Origin of the sequence: Acinetobacter sp. AKBS16 (assembly GCF_002899995.1) — a bacterium.
Classification (GTDB): Bacteria; Pseudomonadota; Gammaproteobacteria; order Pseudomonadales; family Moraxellaceae; genus Acinetobacter; species Acinetobacter baumannii.
The window spans coordinates 65,439-81,932 of record NZ_POYH01000091.1; the positions used below are offsets into that span (position 1 = coordinate 65,439).

The 16,494-nt window shown below is 39.7% G+C and carries 17 protein-coding genes and 1 pseudogene; 7 read left to right on the forward strand and 11 right to left on the reverse strand.

What is annotated here, in order from left to right; translation table 11 throughout:
* The coding region (locus tag C1642_RS16605; protein WP_322869420.1) for a Clp protease N-terminal domain-containing protein at positions 1 to 520 on the reverse strand (520 nt) is incomplete at its 3' end.
* Positions 521 to 818: 298 nt separating this feature from the next.
* On the opposite strand from C1642_RS16605, the gene C1642_RS16610 reads away from it, so the two are divergent.
* Positions 819 to 1,625 carry a M23 family metallopeptidase gene (locus tag C1642_RS16610; RefSeq protein WP_103236603.1) on the forward strand — a complete coding sequence of 269 codons (807 nt, stop codon included), beginning with the start codon at positions 819 to 821 and terminating at the stop codon, positions 1,623 to 1,625.
* Here the strand turns inward: C1642_RS16610 and C1642_RS16615 are convergent.
* From C1642_RS16615 to C1642_RS19055, 3 genes and pseudogenes are all read right to left on the reverse strand, one after another.
* A complete protein-coding gene (locus C1642_RS16615; protein ID WP_001026231.1) occupies positions 1,622 to 2,047 on the reverse strand; it encodes a GNAT family N-acetyltransferase in 426 nt (141 codons plus the stop codon). The two genes, C1642_RS16610 and C1642_RS16615, sit on opposite strands and share 4 nt — an antisense overlap.
* 91 nt (positions 2,048 to 2,138) lie before the next feature.
* Positions 2,139 to 2,561 (reverse strand): OsmC family protein, encoded by a 423-nt coding sequence (locus C1642_RS16620; protein WP_001195082.1) that lies wholly within the window; start codon positions 2,559 to 2,561, stop codon positions 2,139 to 2,141.
* Between the two features lie 78 nt (positions 2,562 to 2,639).
* Positions 2,640 to 2,759, reverse strand: a pseudogene (locus C1642_RS19055) (hypothetical protein).
* A gap of 241 nt (positions 2,760 to 3,000) precedes the next feature.
* Between C1642_RS19055 and crp the strand changes: the two are divergent.
* Both crp and C1642_RS16630 read left to right on the forward strand, forming a co-directional pair.
* Positions 3,001 to 3,708, forward strand: a complete 708-nt coding sequence (gene crp, locus C1642_RS16625) for a cAMP-activated global transcriptional regulator CRP (RefSeq protein ID WP_000203217.1) — start codon at positions 3,001 to 3,003, stop codon at positions 3,706 to 3,708.
* Between the two features lie 160 nt (positions 3,709 to 3,868).
* A complete protein-coding gene (locus C1642_RS16630; protein WP_002067358.1) occupies positions 3,869 to 4,918 on the forward strand; it encodes an NADP(H)-dependent aldo-keto reductase in 1,050 nt (349 codons plus the stop codon).
* Between the two features lie 58 nt (positions 4,919 to 4,976).
* Here the strand turns inward: C1642_RS16630 and C1642_RS16635 are convergent, their stop codons facing one another.
* The 5 genes from C1642_RS16635 to gap form a co-directional block, all read right to left on the reverse strand.
* The gene (locus C1642_RS16635; RefSeq protein WP_001034598.1) at positions 4,977 to 5,756 is read right to left on the reverse strand and encodes a M48 family metallopeptidase; all 780 of its coding nucleotides are present in this window, start codon (positions 5,754 to 5,756) and stop codon (positions 4,977 to 4,979) included.
* 116 nt (positions 5,757 to 5,872) lie between these two features.
* Positions 5,873 to 6,190, reverse strand: a complete 318-nt coding sequence (locus C1642_RS16640) for a hypothetical protein (protein ID WP_000776215.1) — start codon at positions 6,188 to 6,190, stop codon at positions 5,873 to 5,875.
* Positions 6,191 to 6,312: 122 nt separating this feature from the next.
* Positions 6,313 to 7,632 carry an adenylosuccinate synthase gene (locus tag C1642_RS16645; protein WP_000517794.1) on the reverse strand — a complete coding sequence of 440 codons (1,320 nt, stop codon included), beginning with the start codon at positions 7,630 to 7,632 and terminating at the stop codon, positions 6,313 to 6,315.
* Positions 7,633 to 7,696: 64 nt separating this feature from the next.
* Complete coding sequence (locus tag C1642_RS16650; protein WP_000155682.1) at positions 7,697 to 8,863, reverse strand: ATP phosphoribosyltransferase regulatory subunit; 1,167 nt, start codon at positions 8,861 to 8,863, stop codon at positions 7,697 to 7,699.
* 275 nt (positions 8,864 to 9,138) lie between these two features.
* Positions 9,139 to 10,164 (reverse strand): type I glyceraldehyde-3-phosphate dehydrogenase, encoded by a 1,026-nt coding sequence (gap, locus tag C1642_RS16655; RefSeq protein WP_001188823.1) that lies wholly within the window; start codon positions 10,162 to 10,164, stop codon positions 9,139 to 9,141.
* Positions 10,165 to 10,433: 269 nt separating this feature from the next.
* Here gap and alaS point away from each other — a divergent pair, with 269 nt between their 5' ends.
* From alaS to csrA, 3 genes are all read left to right on the forward strand, one after another.
* Complete coding sequence (gene alaS, locus C1642_RS16660) at positions 10,434 to 13,070, forward strand: alanine--tRNA ligase (RefSeq protein WP_103236604.1); 2,637 nt, start codon at positions 10,434 to 10,436, stop codon at positions 13,068 to 13,070.
* A 65-nt stretch (positions 13,071 to 13,135) separates the two neighbouring features.
* Positions 13,136 to 14,416, forward strand: a complete 1,281-nt coding sequence (locus tag C1642_RS16665) for an aspartate kinase (RefSeq protein WP_001185176.1) — start codon at positions 13,136 to 13,138, stop codon at positions 14,414 to 14,416.
* Between the two features lie 246 nt (positions 14,417 to 14,662).
* The gene (gene csrA, locus C1642_RS16670) at positions 14,663 to 14,917 is read left to right on the forward strand and encodes a carbon storage regulator CsrA (protein WP_000906487.1); all 255 of its coding nucleotides are present in this window, start codon (positions 14,663 to 14,665) and stop codon (positions 14,915 to 14,917) included.
* Positions 14,918 to 14,986: 69 nt separating this feature from the next.
* On the opposite strand, the gene rnhB is transcribed toward csrA, so the two are convergent.
* Together rnhB and C1642_RS16680 are read right to left on the reverse strand one after the other, a co-directional pair.
* On the reverse strand, positions 14,987 to 15,553 hold the full coding sequence (gene rnhB, locus C1642_RS16675; RefSeq protein ID WP_000495834.1) for a ribonuclease HII: 567 nt from the start codon (positions 15,551 to 15,553) through the stop codon (positions 14,987 to 14,989).
* 65 nt (positions 15,554 to 15,618) lie between these two features.
* Positions 15,619 to 16,008 carry a hypothetical protein gene (locus C1642_RS16680; RefSeq protein WP_000735757.1) on the reverse strand — a complete coding sequence of 130 codons (390 nt, stop codon included), beginning with the start codon at positions 16,006 to 16,008 and terminating at the stop codon, positions 15,619 to 15,621.
* 240 nt (positions 16,009 to 16,248) lie between these two features.
* Between C1642_RS16680 and C1642_RS19795 the strand changes: the two genes are divergently transcribed.
* A partial coding sequence (locus tag C1642_RS19795; RefSeq protein ID WP_228153958.1) for a cytochrome b occupies positions 16,249 to 16,494 on the forward strand: 246 nt, incomplete at its 3' end.

Consider the following 16,494-nt stretch of genomic DNA (forward strand, 5'->3'; position numbering starts at 1 on the left):
GTTTCCCCGATAAAGCCCGCTCGGTTAAATCAATCGTATATTTATTAAGTGAGTCACGTTGGTCTTCGTGATTATTACTCATGACTTTGTCACTACCTCGAATATTTTCAATTACTTTGCGTAAGCTGTCAGGAGTTACACCTACGGCACTTAAAATATTTTTTGTTTCACCAGTTTCTGCCAAGCCTAATAAAACCCAGTCAGTTGACAAAAATTCATCGCCAGCTTTTTGCGCGTATCGATCTGCCAAGTTGAGTGCTTTAACTGCTTCTGGGTTTAAATTGACATCGCCCGTCGGGTTGGCAATAGTCGGAGCATCTTTTAAAGCCTGCTCTAGCTTTTGTTTAAGTTCAGGTAACCGTGCACCTGCTTGTTGCAACAAACTAATATTGGACGGCTCTTCCAATAAAGTACTCAAAATATGAATACCTGCTATAGCTGTATGGTCTTTACCCATCGCTAAGGATTGAGCATCTGAGAGGGCTTGCTGCAAGCGGTTCGTAAATTTTTCAAATCGCATTCTTGTTATTCCTCACAACAAATTCGTACTTGTGTAATAGATGGGAACACTTTTTCGGATTTCAAATAAATTTTTATATATTTTTCATTAAGTTATAAAAAATACTGCGAGTAAAACTCGATTATAATATGGGTTTGTTTTGTATATATTTCAAGTACACTTCGGCTACATTTTATTAAATCTTGAATATTTATATTTACTCTCATCTATTTTATGGTCTTCACAAAGACTTCATTGAGAATTCGCGAATTAAGAATTAATTTATCTTGCCAATTCCATCCTGTTTTTGAAATTAAAAATGCGCTTAAAACATATTATATTAACAACTTGTCTTTTCAGCTCGACTCTAGCAATGGCGGAGTTACCCCAAGATTCAAGAAGACCCGGTGGTATTGCAGTTATTCCTTTAACTTCGGATATTACTCAGGTCACTTTTCAACACAAACCGGTTTTAATTAGCCAAGAAGAACAACAGCGTTATGCTGTTTTCGGTATTCCGTTATCTACTCCACTTGGTAGTGTTCAACTCGATACCAATAAAGCCCCTATTCAAATAGAAGTTAAATCTTATCCATATGCTGAGCAACGCCTTAAAGTTACCAATCAAGACTATGTAAATCCCAATCAAAGTCAATTAGATCGTTACGCTCAAGAAGCTAAAGAACAAAATGATGTATATAGTTCATTTACGCAAAGTTCGTGGCAAGCCTTACCAAAATTTATACGCCCAACTTCGGGTAAATTTACCAATTCTTTTGGAAGAAAACGCTTTTTTAATGGTGAAGAACGCGCTCCACACTCAGGTCTAGACATTCCAGCACCAATAGGCCAAAAAGTAGTTGCTCCAGCAGACGGTGTAGTCGTTCAAACAGGTCATTATTTTTTTAATGGGCAAACTGTATTAATCGATCACGGTCAAGGCTTAATTAGTATGTTTTGTCATTTAAGCGAGATAAAAGTAGAAAAAGGCCAACATATTCGTCAAGGGGAAACTTTAGGTCTAGTCGGCAAAACAGGACGTGTCACAGGCCCCCATTTACATTGGGGAATGAGCCTTAACAATGCACGGGTAGACCCTCAACTTTTTTTAAATACGACTCATTAATTTAAAGCTTTACGAAAGTACTTTGGCGCTTCGACATAGCCTTCTCTTAGGTAAAATTGATGTGCCAAAGGTCTTTGTATCCCCGAATGAAGTTCCATTCGGTCACAACCACGTTGCTTTGCTATCCGTTCTGCTTCTTGTACAAGCAAATGCCCCACTCCTTTACTACGCATCTTCTCGTCAACACATAGATAACATATTTTGGCAAAGTCACCTTGTAAGGCAATTTGTGGAATAAAATAAAGCGATAAAACTCCATACACTTTTAAATCGTCAGCTGCGACCAACGTAATCGCATTAGGATCTTTACTTAGTATTTGAAATTGTTCCTGAACCACTTTTAAAGGCTGTGAATATCCCATTTGTTTAAGTAAATAACATATGGTCTCGGTATCTTCCCATTGTGCTAAACGGATATTCACTTAACTCTCCTTTTATTTTTTAATTATTCTTATCATAAAAAAAGCCAACATGACTGTTAGCTTTTTATTTTTTAGGCATTCACAAATAAAATTATGCTGCTTCAATAATCTCAAAATCGTGAGTAATTTCTACGCCACCATCTGAAAGCATTTTACTTGCTGAACAATATTTTTCAGCTGATAGCTCTACTGCTTTTGCGACCTGTTTTTCTTTTACAGCTTTACCTGTCACTACAAAGTGTAAATGGATCTTGGTGAAAACTGCCGGAATTGCATCTGCTCTCTCAGCTTTAAGCTGACATACGACATTCGTCACATCTTGACGGGATTTCTTTAAAATAGTCACAATATCAAACGAAGCACACCCACCAAGTCCCATTAATATCAACTCCATAGGACGTGGTCCACGGTTTTCACCACCGTACTCAGGTGAGCCATCCATCACTACACTATGACCACTCTCTGATTTCGCTTCAAAAGCAACATTCTCTAGCCAATGTACACTTGTTTGCATTGCAACTACCCAAAAAAAATTATAAATTTAAGCAGGGTCTGTTGACATTTCATCTATGGATTGCGTAATAGCTAAAAATTAATCCAAATAAAACGCAAAACACAGACAAGGGCAATCCTTTGTCCAGTTTTGTAATAAAGTTTGTTAAATTTCAGCCGGAATCTGAGGTGCAATTAAAGCATCTTTGATGCAGCGCAAGGCCAGATTTTTTTGTTCGTTTCGTTGTTAAGCTCTATTGATTTAGAATGACTAAATTCCATAGTTCTTGCTTCGTAACGTCCAGAAAAATTGTCTTATGTCGCAACCATCTGTGAAATGTCAACAGACCCTTGTTTTGTACACTAACATAAAATGAGTTGATAAGGAATTTCATCTCTTCTGTGTAATAGCTCATCTCGAGCTTGTGTGAATTGTTTACCCTATTCGGAACATATCAAGCATGACTTCAAATTTTTCACAACTCAGCACAGATGCTTTATCTCCGGGGCAACTACCTGAATCCGTTAAAGCATTGTTAAAACGTGCTCACATCAACAGATATCCAAAACGAACCACAATTGTTGATGCCGGAACAGAGTCAAAATCTTTATATTTAATTTTAAAAGGCTCAGTTTCAATTATTTTACGTGAAGACGATGAACGTGAAATTGTTGTGGCATATTTGAATCCTGGTGACTTCTTTGGGGAAATGGGGCTTTTCGAACCGAACCCTCAACGTACAGCTGAAGTTCGTACCCGTGATGTCTGTGAAATTGCGGAAATTTCATATGACAACTTCCACGAACTGAGCAAACAGTATCCAGATCTCAGCTATGCCGTTTTCGCGCAACTCGTTCGTCGTTTAAAAAATACAACTCGTAAAATGACCGATCTTGCATTTATTGATGTGTCAGGTCGTATTGCGCGTTGCTTAATCGACCTATCTTCACAACCAGAAGCAATGATCTTGCCGAATGGCCGTCAAATTCGTATTACTCGACAAGAGATTGGACGCATTGTCGGGTGTTCACGAGAAATGGTTGGCCGTGTATTAAAGACCTTAGAAGATCAAGGTATGATTCAAACTGACGGTAAAGCTATTTTGATTTTTGATACTTCATTAGAAGAAACCCCAGTCACTGACGAAGACTATGATGACGAAGAATAATTACTCGTAATTATTGAATAAAGAGCAAACTTCGGTTTGCTTTTTTTATATGCAACAATGAGTTAATACACAAAGCTTACAAACTATTCTGTTTTTATGATTTAAGTTGAATACATATTCTCCGTTAGGCTAACTTAAAATTTCTTAAGGATTTCGCAGTATGCAATTTAAACCACTTGGTCACACTGGCATTAACCTTCCTGAAATTTGCTTAGGTACCATGACATTTGGTGAGCAAAATACTCAACAAGAAGCTTTCGAACAACTCAATTACGCTTTAGAACACGGTTTATATTTTTGGGATACGGCAGAGATGTATTCCGTCCCTCCTAAGCCAGAAACATATGGAGCAACCGAAACCATCTTAGGCAATTGGTTTGCACAGCATGGTCAGCGCGATAAAGTATTCCTTGCTTCAAAAATTGCAGGTCCCGGCTTTGGTGGAACACATATTCGAGACGGCCATACCAAGTTTAATAGTGAACATATTTCACAAGCGATTGATGGCTCTCTCAAACGCTTACAAACTGATTATATTGATCTTTATCAATTACATTGGCCTGAACGCCATACCAACTTCTTTGGAACGCTCGCTTATGGTAATCAGCAAGCCCAAAATGATTATGACACTACTCCCTTAGAAGAAACATTACTCGCTCTCCAAAAAGAGATTAATCGAGGCCGCATTCGTTACATCGGCTTATCTAATGAAACACCGTGGGGCACCATGAAGTTTCTTCAGCTTGCTGAAAATTTAGGTGTGAGTAAATTTGTGAGTGTGCAAAATCCGTATAGTCTGCTTAATCGCACCTATGAAATCGGTATGTCAGAAATTGCCAAATATGAGGGTGTAGGGTTACTTGCATACTCTCCTCTTGCTTTTGGTTATTTAACTGGCAAGTTTAGAAATGGGGCTCGACCAGCCAATGCCCGCGTTACACTTTTCCCTCGCTTTAGCAGATACAGCAACCCGCAAAGTGAATGGGCAACTGAACAATATGCACAGCTTGCTGAAAAGCATGGTTTAAGCCTGACTCAATTGGCTCTGGCTTTTATTAAGCAGCAATTTTTTGTGACGAGTACGATTATTGGTGCAACCAATTTAGATCAGCTCAAAGAAAATATCCAAGCTTTTGAAATCGAGCTTTCACCAGAGATTTTACAAGGCATTGAGGCTATTCATATACAACAGCCTAATCCTGCTCCTTAAAAACAAAAACGGATGCTCAAGCATCCGTTTTTAACATCAGTTCTATAAGTGTTAAAACTTACTTACGACCATTATAAATAGCTAATGCTGCAGGTAAATTCTTACGCATGTCATTAATACGTTGAGCGTTTGATGGGTGAGTAGACAAGAAAGATGATCCACTGCCTTCAAGCTTATTCATTTTTTCCCAAAGCGTAATCGCTGCATTCGGGTTATAACCTGCACGCGCCATTAGCATTAAACCACCTTGGTCAGCACGGCTTTCCAAACTACGAGAATATGGCAGACCCACACCTACTTGTGTGCCTAACTGAGCCGCAGCCGCGCCTAGTTGACTCACATTACCACCATTAATCTGACTTAAACCAATATTTAACGCTAAATCAGTTAAAGCTTGAGCGCCAATTTTACTTTTTGCATGCTCTTCCAAGGCGTGAGTCATTTCATGGCCCATAACTGCTGCAATTTCAGCATCAGTCAAGTTCAGTTTATTTACAATACCTGTATAAAACACTACCTTGCCACCAGGTGCAACGTAAGCATTAATCGTATCTGACTTCAATACAGCCAATTGCCAACTAAATGGCTGGCCTGTCTGATTCATTTGATTCGCATAAGGTTTTAAACGGTTAAAAACCGCATTAATACGGTTATAGGTACTTGAGCTTGTATCTAAAGCACCTTTACCACGCGCTTCCTGCACCATTTTATTGAAACTTTGCGCAGATTGAGCATTTAAGGTCGCGGTATCTGCACCTGCCATATCAGCCATTGTGGCACAACCAGAAATTGTTACTGCACCTGCTGCGCACAAGCTTAGAACGAACTTTTTATTCATTAACATGGGTCACCTAAATCGTTAAAAAACTGTTTATTCTTTTGCACTTATTATAAGAAATACCACTCACGCTTTAAATCTCTCATTTCTTCACGATCATAGTATTTATGTAACGGTCAATTAGATAAAGTCATCAAATAAATCCAGAATATTAAACATATTATGTTTAAACCAAGATAAACGTGACTTAAAGTCTTAACTTTCTCTTCAAGATTAGGATTTTTCCTCTTCCAGAGTAAATAACTGTTTTGTATGAGAACTACCGGAATGAGGACACAAGCAATCAGGACAGAAAGACTCATAAATGCCGTCATGAAGAAGTCCGGATTATAATTTTGACCATAAATAATCAGCATTGCTAATGTGGGTGAACCACCTATAGCAAATAAAAAAGAATAAAAAATGGTTTTTGAAATAGTGGGTTGCAGCTTCATCCTGAGCCTATGATTCCTGATCTATATATCATGTTTTAATCTGAATCGAACCAAACCAAAACTGCACTTTAGTAGGGTATAAAAAAAGCCCCCTTTTAGGAGGCTATTTTTATCTTTGCGAATTACGCAGAGAATGGATGACGTAAAATGATTGTTTCTGCACGGTCTGGACCAGTTGAAACGATATCAATCGGACATTCGATTAATTGTTCAATACGTTTTACATAAGCCAAAGCATTTGCAGGTAATTGGTCAATGCTCGTTAAACCAACAGTTGACTCGCTCCAACCCGGCATAGTTTCATAAATTGGTTTCAAGCATTCGAAAGAAACCGCATCAGAAGAACCTACACAACCTGAATCTGTATTTTCATAACCCACACAGATTTTCACTTCTTCTAAACCATCTAGAACGTCAAGTTTAGTTAAGCAAATACCTGAAAGTGAGTTTACATCTACAGAACGGCGTAAGATTTCAGCATCAAACCAACCACAACGACGTTGACGACCAGTAGAAGCACCGAACTCATGACCCACAGTACCCAAATGTTTACCAATTGGGTCACCAGAATCACTCGCAGCATCGTAAACCAATTCAGTTGGGAACGGACCAGCACCTACACGTGTTGTATAAGCTTTCGTAATACCTAATACATAATCAAGATGTAAAGGACCCATACCTGAACCAGAACTTACACCACCAGCAGTTGTATTTGAGCTGGTAACATACGGATAAGTACCGTGGTCGATGTCTAGAAGTGAACCTTGAGCGCCTTCAAACATTACAGCCTTACCTTCTTTGCGGTAGTCATGTAATACTTTAGTTACGTCAATCACTAATGGAGCAAGAACTTCACGCCATTGGTTGCAAAGAGCCAATACGTCTTCAAATTTAACCGCTTCTACACCGTAGAACTGAGTCAATTGGAAGTTATGTAACTCTAGCATTTCGGTTAGTTTTTCTTCTAACGCTGCACCACCACGAACAAGGTCAGCAACACGCACTGCACGGCGCGCAACTTTATCTTCGTACGCAGGGCCGATACCACGACCTGTAGTACCGATTTTAGCGTTACCACGTTTCTTCTCACGTGCCTGATCAAGAGCAATGTGGTTAGGCAAAATAAGTGGACAGTTTGGAGAAATGCGTAGACGCTCCTTAACCGGAACACCTTCAGCTTCCAAAATTCCCATTTCTTCAATTAATGCTGCTGGTGAAAGCACCACGCCATTGCCAATTAAGCACAATACGTTTTCACGTAAAATGCCTGATGGAATGAGGTGTAATACAGTCTTTTTACCACCTACGACAAGAGTATGACCTGCGTTATGTCCGCCTTGATAACGTACTACCGCAGCCGCCTGATCTGTGAGCAGGTCGACGATTTTACCTTTACCTTCGTCGCCCCATTGGGTACCAAGTACCACAACATTTTTGCCCATAATAGCCTCATTACATCATGCTGTTAAAATTGGAAACCATCAGTAAAAAACTTACTGCTGGCGTTTAAATCTTTTCAATATTCCATTGTCCGTTTTGCAATACCAATTGATGTGTTGCATAAGGAATAGAACTTAAATCATCATTACCTAACAATTGAACTACACGTAAACCCTCTGAACGCGCATTCGCAATTGCTTTAAGTAAATCAGCTTCTGTACCTTTAGGTGCCACTACAGTTTCGATTTCGGCAAACTGGTTCGCACCTAAAGCATATAAATCACAACTAAAACCGGTAGCCGGACGTGCACGACCGAAGTGTTCCCCAATACCATCATAACGGCCGCCTTGCGCTAAAGGTGCGGCACGATTTGGTGCATAAACTGCATACATCAAACCAGTGTGGTAGTGGTAACTGCGAAGTTCAACCACGTCAATTCCAACATTAAGTGCTGGCCAACGGTTTTTAATCTGTTCGAGAGTGGTTTTAAGTGCATTTAATGCAGCATCAAATTCAGTATCTTTTAAAATATCTGCACTTAAATGCGCTTGTAAGGCATCTAAATCACTTGCATAACGGCCAAGTGCATAGAAATCTGAACCCATATTTAAATTTTGGGTAAATTCAGCTAACTCAGGTAATGCTTTTCTTTGATAAAGATCAGATAACTCATGCTCTTCATTTTTAGAAAGACCAGCATATTTTACTAAGCTACGAAATAGACCTACATGCCCTAAGTCTAAATGTGCGCCTTGCAAAGTATAGGCATTTTCAATTAGACCAAGCATTACGTCGACCATTTCGACATCAGCTTCAATACTATCGTGCCCATATAACTCTGCGCCTAATTGTAAAGGTGCGCGAGTCGCATTGAAATTTTGTGGTTTTGTATGTAATACAGTCCCTGCGTAACAGTAACGTGCAACACCTTCAACAGGTCTTACATGTGCATCAATACGTGCAACTTGCGGTGTCATATCAGCACGGATACCGAGTAAACGGCCTGAAAGCTGGTCAATCACCTTAAAAGTTACTAAATCCAGGTCTTGATTTGATTCTGATAATGAAGACAACGATTCGATGTATTCGATAAATGGTGTATATACCAGTTGATAACCTCGTACTGCGAGGAAATCTATAGCTTCACGGCGAAGTTTTTCAATGACTTGCGCCTGTTCCGGCAATACATCTGCTACCCCGTCAGGCAGCAACCATGTCTCTGAAATGGTCATATTTCAAGCCTAAAATCTGATCAACGTGGAACGACCCCACATAAAAAAATCGGGAACACACCCGATTTCTCTTAGTGTAGCATGATACTTTGTGCCATGCACCTGACAATTTGCATAAATCTTTCTTAATAAACTCTAAAGTCAAAAAGTAGACTCTATGAATTAAAAATAATATTCAAAGACTTATTGTTTTTGACTTCTATTATCAATAAAAGTTCTTAGACCAAAGAATGGGGCAATAACTGAACTATCACCCGGTTTCCAATTAACCAAATTTAACTTTTGAAAGAATCGCACAAATCCAATAAACGATTTGCATAGCCCCATTCATTATCATACCAAGCAAATACTTTAGCTTGATGTCCAACAACCATGGTCTGAGTTAAATCAACAATAAGTGAATAAGGGGAATGATTAAAATCACTTGAAACTAATGGTTCATCTGTTACAGCCATAATTTCTGCATAATCTGTTTGAGATGCTTTAATTAGCAATTCATTAATATGATGGACCGTAATTGGAGATTGCGCGATAAACGTTAAATCAATTGCCGCTACATTAATGGTAGGTACCCGAATTGAGTAACCATCAATACGATCTTCCATTTTTGGCATTACACGCTTTAAAGCACCGAGCGCACTAGAGGTAGTCGGGATAATGTTTTGCCCAGAAGCTCGAGCACGACGCAAATCACGATGCGCATGATCAAGCACAGACTGATCTGCTGTTACCGCATGAATTTCCGTCATAAGCGCTGTTTCTATGCCAAATGCATCATCAATGATTTTAACCAATGGAACTAAAGCCTGTGTCGTACATGACACGCTCGATATAATCTGATCAGTCGCTTTCACATCAGCATGGTTAACACCATAAACAATTGCAGCATCAACATGATCAAAAGGCGCAGCGCCAATAATGACCCTTTTAGCCCCTGCTTCTAAATGGCGGGTAGCATCAGCATGGGAGCGGAATAAACCTGTACACTCAAGTACAACATCAATTTTTAAACTTGCCCACGGTAAAAGTTCCGGCTGTTTTTGCTGCAAAACTTCAACCTTTAAGAGTCTCTGGTTAGATTGAATATTTAAATAAATCTTTTCATTTTCAATGGTGATATCAACCTTGCCATTAAAACGACCATGGGTTGAGTCATATTTGAATAAATGTACCAGTGTATGTACATCTGCTATATCGTTAATCGCCACGATTTCAAAATGAAATTGTTTCGGGCTCTCAAACCAGGCACGTAAAACATTACGTCCAATCCGGCCAAACCCATTAATGGCGATACGTTGCATGACCTATCCTTATCTACAAAACGAGAAGCGAAAGAAGGCATATAGTAAAACACGTCATGGCTAATTGAATATAGATTTTTAGCCAAATCACAGTTTTGTAAGATATTCCCTCTAAAATCGTTGGTTCGGTGGGGTTTTTCCGTTACAATTTAGCGTTTTTTAAAAATAAGCCCCGTATCACATGCGAGTTTTGTGAACAAATAAACTTGTGGTGATGCTTTTAGCCAAATTCGAAAATATGGAGTGACTTGGTTGTGAGTACTCGTTTAATGACATCTGCTGAAATTCGTGAAGCATTTTTGCGCTACTTTGAAACGCAAGGGCATACACGTGTTGCATCGAGTTCTCTTGTTCCTGCCAACGACCCAACTTTATTATTTACAAATGCTGGGATGAACCAGTTTAAAGACTGTTTTTTAGGTCTTGAAAAACGTGATTATGTACGTGCAACAACATCACAAAAATGTGTACGTGCAGGCGGTAAACATAACGATTTAGATAATGTTGGTTATACAGCTCGTCACCATACATTCTTTGAAATGTTGGGTAACTTCTCATTTGGTGACTATTTCAAACGTGATGCTCTCAAGTTCGCATGGGAATTTTTAACTAGCGAACAATGGCTTGCTTTACCGAAAGATAAACTTTATGTCACGGTTTACCATACTGATGACGAAGCTTATGACATCTGGAATAAAGAAATCGGCCTAGCACCAGAACGTATTATCCGTATTGGTGATAACAAAGGCGAAAAATACGCATCAGATAACTTCTGGGCAATGGGTGATACAGGTCCTTGCGGTCCATGTTCAGAAATTTTCTTCGACCACGGTGAACACATTTGGGGTGGTTTACCTGGTTCGCCTGAAGAAGACGGTGACCGTTTCATTGAAATCTGGAACAACGTTTTCATGCAGTTTAACCGTACTGCTGATGGCGTACTTCACCCACTCCCTGCTCCATCTGTAGATACAGGTATGGGCTTAGAGCGTATTTCTGCCGTATTGCAACATGTTAATTCAAACTATGACATTGACCTGTTCCAACACTTATTAAAAGCTGCTGCAAACATCATTGGTATTGAAGATGAAGGTCAGCCTTCTTTACGTGTAGTTGCAGACCATGCCCGCTCTTGCTGCTTCTTAATTGCTGATGGTGTAAACCCAAGTAATGAAGGACGTGGTTATGTATTACGTCGTATTATCCGCCGTGCTGTCCGTCACGGTAACAAGCTTGGCGCAACAGGTACATTCTTCTACAAAATGTTGCAACCATTAATTGAAGTAATGGGACAGGCTTATCCTGAGTTAGAAGCTCGCCGTGAAGTCATTGAAGCAACATTAATTCGTGAAGAAGAACAGTTTGCTAAAACCTTAGAGCAAGGTTTAAAACTTCTTGAAGGTGAACTTGCTCAGTTAAAAGATAAAACTATTCCGGGTGCGACTGTATTTAAACTTTACGACACTTATGGTTTCCCAACAGATTTAACTGCTGATATTGCACGTGAACGTGGCTTTATTATTGATGAAGCAGGTTTTGAAGTTGAAATGGCTGCACAGCGTCAACGTGCGCGTGATGCTGGTAAATTTGCTGTTGACTATAACAACATTGTAAAAGTTGAAGGCGAAACTCAGTTCGACGGTTATACCAACACAACCGGTCAAGGCCAGATTGTAGCGATCTATAAAGATGGCGTACAAGTTGATGAAGTTTCTGAAGGCGACGAAGCACTTATCGTTTTAAACCAAACTCCTTTCTATGCTGAAAGCGGTGGTCAGATTGGTGATACTGGTATCTTCAAAAACGAAACAGGTATTTTTGAAGTTCAGGACACGAAAAAGTCTGGTGGTGCCTTTGTTCATCAAGGTATTGTGACTGTTGGTAACCTTAAAACCAGTCAAAATGTAGAAGCGATTGTTAAAGCCGACATTCGTGAAGCTACTGCGCGTAACCACTCAGCAACTCACTTGTTGCATGCTGCCCTTCGTCAAATTTTAGGTTCGCATGTACAACAAAAAGGCTCTTTGGTTGCAAGTGATATCTTACGTTTTGACTTTGCAAATGACCAACCTGTGTCATTTGAACAACTACAACAAGTTGAACGTCTCGTAAATGCTGAAATCATTGCAAATACTGCCGTAACAACTGAACTACTCGACATTGAAACTGCGAAAGCAAAAGGCGCAATGATGTTGTTCGGTGAAAAATACGGTGATGAAGTTCGTGTGCTCTCTATGGGCTCAGTCATTGACGAGAAAAACTTCTCAATCGAACTTTGTGGCGGTATTCACGTAAAACGTACAGGTGATATTGGTTTATTCAAAATCACTTCTGAAGGTGGTGTAGCTGCCGGCGTACGTCGTATTGAAGCAATGACCGGTACTAAAGCATTAGAAGTAGTACAAAAAGCTGATCATGATATCCAGCACATTAATAGCTTATTAAAAGCACAGAAAGACCAAACGGTTGAGCGTGTACAAGCCAATGTAGAATTGGTTTCTGCATTACAAAAGCAGATTGAACAACTCAACCAAAAATTGGCAAACTTCCAAGCGGCTGATTTGATTGACCAAGTTCAAACTATTGCTGGTCGTCAAACGCTTATTACTACTGTTCAGGGTGTTGATGCCAAAGCGCTTCGCAACTTACATGACAGTGTAAAATCAAAATTAGAGAACGCAGTGATTGTGTTAGCAGGTGTAGAGGGTGACAAAGTCAGCCTGCTTGCATCAGTCGCGTCGCAATACACTGCAAATCTAAAAGCAGGTGACATCATCAAACATTTAGCGACCGAGTTAGGTGGTAAAGGTGGTGGTAAACCTGACTTAGCACAAGGTGGCGCGCCACTTAACGAGAAGTTTGGACAAGTTATGGCAGCATTACCTGCTTGGCTTGAACAAAAATAAGACTTCACTTTTTGTGTAACTGACCCTGACAAGCCTCTCAGGGTCATGGCTTATATGGAACAACTATGGCATTAATCGTTCAAAAATATGGCGGTACTTCTATGGGTACCCCCGAGCGCATTTTAAATGTTGCTCGTCGTGTGAAGCGTTGGCATGATCACGGTCACAAGGTTGTTGTGGTCGTATCTGCAATGAGTGGTGAAACAAACCGCTTACTTGCCCTCGCTAAAGCCATTACCGAAACACCTGACCCACGCGAGTTAGACCAAATGGTTTCAACCGGTGAACAGGTGACGATTTCCATGTTAGCTATGGCACTTAATTCGATTGGTGTGGAAGCTAAATCCTATACCGGACGTCAAGTCGGTATTAAAACTGACAGTGCATTTACTAAGGCGCGTATTGAGTCGATTGACACAGATGTCATGACCAATGACCTAGATGCAGGCCGTGTTATTGTAGTTGCAGGCTTCCAAGGCTTCGATGCCAACGGAAATACTACAACTTTAGGACGTGGCGGTTCAGATACTTCTGGTGTTGCCATTGCAGCTGCCCTAAAAGCAGATGAATGCCAAATTTATACTGACGTTGATGGGGTTTATACAACCGACCCTCGTGTTGCCCCTAAAGCGAAGAAAATCGATCGTATTTCTTTTGAAGAAATGCTAGAAATGGCATCATTAGGTTCTAAAGTTTTACAGATTCGCTCAGTAGAATTTGCCGGAAAATATCAAGTTCCTTTACGCGTATTATCAAGTTTTGATAATGATGACGACGGCGCATTTGACGACGAATTTAAAGAAAATGTAGGTACACTCATTACTACTGAGGCAGAAGACACTATGGAACAGCCAATCATTGCAGGTATCGCTTTTAACCGTGACGAAGCAAAATTAACAATTTTAGGTGTACCTGATGAACCGGGTATTGCTTCTAAAATTTTATCACCAGTAAGTGATGCCAACATTGAAGTGGATATGATAGTCCAAAATGTTGAAGAAGATGGCACAACAGATTTCACGTTTACTGTAAACCGTGTTGATTTAGCAAAAGCTGAAAAAATCTTAAATGAAACTGCCAAAAATATTGGTGCACGTGAAGTTTCAACACGCGATGACATCGTTAAAGTATCTATCGTGGGTGTAGGTATGCGCTCGCATGCTGGTGTAGCAAGCAAAATGTTTACTGCCCTTGCTGACGAAGGTATTAACATCCTTATGATTTCAACATCTGAAATTAAGGTTTCTGTCATTATTGATGAAAAATACCTTGAGCTTGCAGTTCGTTGCTTACATACCGCTTTTGGTTTAGATCGTGAACATGGTGAAAGCAGCGCACGCGCTTAATTTTACCGAACGGTCAAGAATTCATTAAAAAATGTTTACTTGTCCGACAATAATCAAAGAAAACACAGAGCCGCTATAGTTTTTTTTATAGCGGCTCTGTTATATTAAACGGAAAGTTTTTTGGCAGTGATTATCAAAATATGACTTTGTTCTCATATTTCTGTTAGAATCTGACTGAAAACTGAGGTTGAGCTTTTTATTTGGGTACCAATATTGCAGTTTTAAGCGTTTAGCAAGGAGATAAACATGCTGATTCTGACCCGCCGTGTCGGGGAAACATTAATGATTGGGGATCAAGTCAGTGTTACTGTGCTTGGCGTCAAAGGAAACCAAGTTCGAATTGGTGTAAATGCACCAAAAGAGGTTTCTGTTCATCGCGAAGAAATTTATCAACGTATTCAACATGAACGTGCAATGCATGAACACCTTCAACATCTTGATCAAGATTATCAAGTTTCATATGAAGATGATAATTATGCACAGAAAAACTTCAATCGTTAGTATGAAGTTGTTCTCTCCCTAATTAAAGCGACTTTATAGTCGCTTTAAATTTTTTGGGAATATATAAATTTATAGACCTAATGCGCGTTTTACAGGTGCATAACTACGACGGTGTTGATCAATCACGCCATGAGCTGCAATGGCTTCAAAGTGTGCTTTGGTTGGATAACCTTTATGTTTGGCAAAACCAAATAATGGATATTGTTGATCTAATTCTGCCATTTGACGATCACGCGTGACTTTAGCCAAGATACTCGCCGCACTAATCTCGGCATGGCTTGCATCTCCCCCTACAATCGCCTCGCAAGGAATAACAATTCCTTTGGGAATTTGATTACCGTCCACAATTACCTTTTGAGGTTGTGTTTTCAGACCATCCACTGCACGTTGCATAGCCAAAAAAGTTGCCTGCAAGATATTCAGCTCATCAATTTCTGCATGTGTAGCTTCTGCTATTGACCATGCTAAAGCTTTTTCTTGAATTTCAATAAACAACTTTTCACGTTTCTTTTCAGTTAATTTTTTAGAGTCATTTAATCCTAAAATTGGATTATTCGGATCTAAAATAACAGCTGCAGCAACAACAGAACCCACTAATGGGCCTCGTCCTGCCTCATCTACGCCTGCAACAAACATGTATACTCCAATGAAAAAGAGGCCGATTTATAAGAATCGGCCTTCTTTAATGCTTAAAACATCAATTATTTTTGTAAAGCTTCCGCCACACAAGCATTTACAGTTTTAGAAACCACTTGGTTTACGATTGTAGCACGTGTATTCACGTCAAGCGCAGCAGCAGCTAATTCTACTGCAGTCACACTATTTGGTGCTTTTTCACTTACACAGCCGCAAACATTCGTTTGGATGCTATCACGCTGTTCAGCAGTCATATATTTTGTTGCTGTCTTCCATGCAGCAACATTATTAATTTCTGTAATACATTTCGCATTAACAGCAACTTTTAATGCAGCTACGCCTAACTGTTGAGTTGTCGTTTGTGCAGAAGCACCGCCAGTACCGGTACCTGTAGTGGTTGCACATGCAGTTAAAGCTAAAACAACTGGTGCTACAGCGAGCATCAATTTTTTCATCATTTTTTTCCTTTGATCGAACGTAAGCAGCGCGTATTTTGCCTAAACTTGGGCTTAGAAGAAACAAATAAATTGATGCATTTATGCAAATTAAGTCCCTTAGTCTCCAGCTCAACTTAACCGTGTTTTTTTAAATTGAAGCGTTCTGTTTATAGCACGCTCTGTTACGGGAACAACATTTCTCAAATTTAACAGTTTCCCATAAAATCTAGCGCTAGAATGACAAAAAAAGGGTCTTTTATGCCTGCCTCAACCTCTCAATACTACACCCGTACTGCACAGATTCTGCATTGGGTCATGGCCATCATTTTTATCACTGCTTGGGTGATTGGTTTCTATAGTGGAAATTTTCTAAGTTATGACGTTGATGGCAGCTTTAAAGGCGATGTCATTACACTACATAAGAATATCGCCACAACCATTATCTTCCTCGTGGTCATTCGTCTGTTTTGGCGTTACACCCATCCTGCCCCACAATTGCCTGAC

Excerpts from the sequence above, each read along its gene's own strand:
- C1642_RS16610 (WP_103236603.1), top strand. The coding sequence starts at position 819 with ATGCGCTTAAAACATATTATATTAACAACTTGTCTTTTCAGCTCGACT.
- C1642_RS16620 (WP_001195082.1), bottom strand. The coding sequence starts at position 2,561 with ATGCAAACAAGTGTACATTGGCTAGAGAATGTTGCTTTTGAAGCGAAA.
- crp (WP_000203217.1), top strand. The coding sequence starts at position 3,001 with ATGACTTCAAATTTTTCACAACTCAGCACAGATGCTTTATCTCCGGGG.
- C1642_RS16630 (WP_002067358.1), top strand. The coding sequence starts at position 3,869 with ATGCAATTTAAACCACTTGGTCACACTGGCATTAACCTTCCTGAAATT.
- C1642_RS16635 (WP_001034598.1), bottom strand. The coding sequence starts at position 5,756 with ATGAATAAAAAGTTCGTTCTAAGCTTGTGCGCAGCAGGTGCAGTAACA.
- C1642_RS16640 (WP_000776215.1), bottom strand. The coding sequence starts at position 6,190 with ATGAAGCTGCAACCCACTATTTCAAAAACCATTTTTTATTCTTTTTTA.
- C1642_RS16645 (WP_000517794.1), bottom strand. The coding sequence starts at position 7,632 with ATGGGCAAAAATGTTGTGGTACTTGGTACCCAATGGGGCGACGAAGGT.
- C1642_RS16650 (WP_000155682.1), bottom strand. The coding sequence starts at position 8,863 with ATGACCATTTCAGAGACATGGTTGCTGCCTGACGGGGTAGCAGATGTA.
- gap (WP_001188823.1), bottom strand. The coding sequence starts at position 10,164 with ATGCAACGTATCGCCATTAATGGGTTTGGCCGGATTGGACGTAATGTT.
- alaS (WP_103236604.1), top strand. The coding sequence starts at position 10,434 with ATGACATCTGCTGAAATTCGTGAAGCATTTTTGCGCTACTTTGAAACG.
- C1642_RS16665 (WP_001185176.1), top strand. The coding sequence starts at position 13,136 with ATGGCATTAATCGTTCAAAAATATGGCGGTACTTCTATGGGTACCCCC.
- csrA (WP_000906487.1), top strand. The coding sequence starts at position 14,663 with ATGCTGATTCTGACCCGCCGTGTCGGGGAAACATTAATGATTGGGGAT.
- rnhB (WP_000495834.1), bottom strand. The coding sequence starts at position 15,553 with ATGTTTGTTGCAGGCGTAGATGAGGCAGGACGAGGCCCATTAGTGGGT.
- C1642_RS16680 (WP_000735757.1), bottom strand. The coding sequence starts at position 16,008 with ATGAAAAAATTGATGCTCGCTGTAGCACCAGTTGTTTTAGCTTTAACT.